This is a genomic window from Algorimicrobium algoritergicola (assembly GCF_008086165.1).
GTDB classification, from domain to species: domain Bacteria; phylum Bacteroidota; class Bacteroidia; order Flavobacteriales; family Flavobacteriaceae; genus Algorimicrobium; species Algorimicrobium algoritergicola.
Genome location: NZ_VSKL01000021.1, coordinates 1 through 1,460 on the forward strand (window position 1 = coordinate 1; position 1,460 = coordinate 1,460).

A 1,460-nucleotide genomic window follows, 5' to 3' on the forward strand; every position below is an offset into this window, starting at 1 on the left:
TGGGCGTTAAAAATTTCAACTTCATTTACATTCAATATCTTTTTTACCAATGCTATGGATATTGGTACATTTAATCTATCGGCCTCGCGCATACATGGAACCAGCACATCGTGCAGCTCGCCATAATTATCACATTGGGCGCGTAGGAACTTGATCAACTCCTTATCTTCAATCTCATTTAAAAACAGTTTAAATGTTTTATCAATACTTGGTAAATGGCGAATTCCGAACTTGATACGTCTGTATAATTGCGGAATGCCTTTAGCATCTTTTTTACGAAGCTTATCAATTTGGCCTGTTAGCTGCTCGGTTCCAATTAGTACGATGCTGCAGTACTTGTCTAGGTAATCGTAGAACTCTTTTATAGAGCAAAGCGCTGATACTTTTAGGTACTCGCTTTCATCAAAAATTAACTGCGGTTTATTTCCGCGGTTGTAAAGCATTTTTAAGGCCATGGATATGTCTCTAATTTTAGAAGACTTATGCTTGGCAGGCGGAACTTTTAAAGCCGCGCACACTTTTTCTAATAAGCCGTTAAGCGTGTCTTCACTTCCAACCTTTACGTGAAAAACATCGGCAGGATGCTTTTTAGCGTACAGCGTAATGGCGTGAGACTTACCAGAACCAGTTGCGCCAACAATTAATCGAGTGTAAGCGTGCGAGCGAGCCTCTTCTAAAATGGCAATCATTTGAGTAAGTTGTGGTGTTGGTCTGTTAATCCAGTATTTTTTCTGCGTGGAATAGTCTACTAATTCAGCAAGCTTCATGAAGTGTCGGTCTGGAATATCGCCTACGTTGCCCTTTCCAGCATCGTAGGTAAAGACACCTTTTAAAATGGACGTGATATACTCCTTACGAACGCCTGTACGGTTAGAAACAATAGTTTGACTAATGGCGTGCACGTTTATGTATTCCTGCAGCTTTTGGGCGATGTTATTTTTATGAGATTCAGTCATTATAATTCGGTTGTATAAGTTTTTAATTCGTTTATGGCTTCCGATAATTTTTCGGCTACGTCTGCTAATTTTCCAGTGGATGCTTCGTGCTTTTTACCTTTTGGGCTGTCGTACCAATCATCGGATCGCTTCAGCGCGAGCGCGTCTCGTTTTTCTGCTCTTTCAATTATTTTATTTCGCACTTTAGACAGTTTGTTAATTTCTGATTTCATGTTAATCGTTTAAGTATTCGTTGATATCTACTTTATCGGAGTAGTACTCTAGCTGCTCGTCTAAAAATGATTTTTCATGTGTTTTGGCCTGCTTTCTATTATTGCTTTCAATAAGCTTTGTGGCTTTATTTTGAGCGTTTAAGCGCTCCCTTGACTTGTTATTTTTGTGTTGGCCAAGACTGTCGGAAATCAAATGTTTTGCAAGCGTGTCGTTTAGTTGTGGTTGGTCCATGAACGGCTCTAATATTCTAGAGTTATTGGCGCGTTCGTCAACAATCATGTTGGTAACCTT

Annotated in this window: 3 protein-coding genes; all 3 read right to left on the reverse strand. The window is 39.6% G+C overall.

Annotated elements, in window-relative coordinates; genetic code table 11:
• Nucleotides 1-956, reverse strand: a 956-nt coding sequence (locus ES675_RS16315; RefSeq protein WP_148367584.1) for an AAA family ATPase, incomplete at its 3' end; no start/stop codon positions are given.
• On the reverse strand, nucleotides 956-1,168 hold the full coding sequence (locus ES675_RS16320) for a hypothetical protein (protein ID WP_066257367.1): 213 nt from the start codon (nucleotides 1,166-1,168) through the stop codon (nucleotides 956-958). The genes ES675_RS16320 and ES675_RS16315, both read right to left, overlap by 1 nt.
• A 1-nt stretch (nucleotide 1,169) precedes the next feature.
• Nucleotides 1,170-1,460 (reverse strand): hypothetical protein (locus tag ES675_RS16495; protein ID WP_170244097.1); only part of this gene is annotated, 291 nt, incomplete at its 5' end.

What these genes read in the sequence shown, in the direction of transcription:
- ES675_RS16320 (WP_066257367.1), bottom strand. Translation starts at nt 1,168, where the DNA reads ATGAAATCAGAAATTAACAAACTGTCTAAAGTGCGAAATAAAATAATT.